Source organism: Oleiphilus sp. HI0066, assembly GCF_001635725.1.
In genome coordinates, this window is sequence record NZ_LWFH01001497.1 from 1 (window position 1) to 1,098 (window position 1,098).

1 protein-coding gene is annotated in these 1,098 nt (G+C 45.7%); it reads right to left on the reverse strand.

The features are described 5' to 3' along the window. Positions 1–1,098, reverse strand: a 1,098-nt coding sequence (locus tag A3738_RS23175) for a tetratricopeptide repeat protein (protein WP_156504442.1), incomplete at both ends; no start/stop codon positions are given.

The window sequence follows — 1,098 nt, forward strand, 5'->3', positions numbered from 1 at the left end:
GCTAAAAATGCTGTTCGTGCAGAATCATCTTTCAACAACCCAAGTACACGATGCAGTTTTTCAGCCACGCCAGGAGTCTTAGAAATCGCCCATGCAGCCTCATACTCGCTGCGTGCCGACGCTAAATCTTTTTTCGCAAAAGCGAGATCGCCTTTCAAAGCAGGGTAAATATGTCCAAGTTGCTCCTGTTGCTCTGCGAGCTGCGCAAGAATTTTTTCAGCTTCCTCGAACTGACCAGCCTTAATCTCTATTTCAGCCAACACCGCAACAACACGCACATTGCCCGGATTAGTAACTAGGCTCGTCGTCGCCACTTGGCGTGCTTTTTCAAGCTGCCCTGTTTTCAAATAATCCAACGCACGCGAATAATCGATAACAGCTTTCGCATCAGCAAGTTCAGCACCTTGATCAGGCAAAGTAGTCATTGCTGTTTGATAAGCACGCTCAGCGCCAGAGATGTTTCTATTCGCAAGTTCAACACGAATCAAAGATCGGAACGCAGCCATTGATTTGTTTGTCACTGCTAATTCTTCAAGCGATTTCACAGCCGCATCACGCCCATTCAAACGCGTTGACGCTTCATAAATTCCTGCATATGCCCCCATACTATTGGGCGACAACTCGAGCATTTTACTGAAACGATTTTTAGCTTCCTGATTGTTATTTTGAAGCAAGGCATTTCGCCCTAGCGCACCCTGGACAATAGCTTGGTTAGAAGTGCTTTCTGCTAAAGGAAGTGCTTTCTGTAAATAGTCATTTGAACCATCAACTTCGCCTAAGGTCGCCAAATACTGTCCGGCAATAAAGTTCGCTGTATAGTTCGAAGATTGCGCCCTAGCATTATCTAAAAGCAACGCTTTCGCTGTGGCTTGATCACCTGATCGCGTGTAATACGAGGCGATATCAATCAAAACTTGTTGCTGAGTAGGTGCTAGCTCAAACGCTCGTTGCAAATAAGGTAATTCTTGAGCTCGATCCACTTGCGGTGCAGAGCGATAAAAACTCGCCAATGCCAACTGCAAGCGTACATTTTTTGGATCGATCGATGCAGCTTTCTTAAGCGCTGCTTCGCCTTTTTCATATTGCTTATCTGAAACC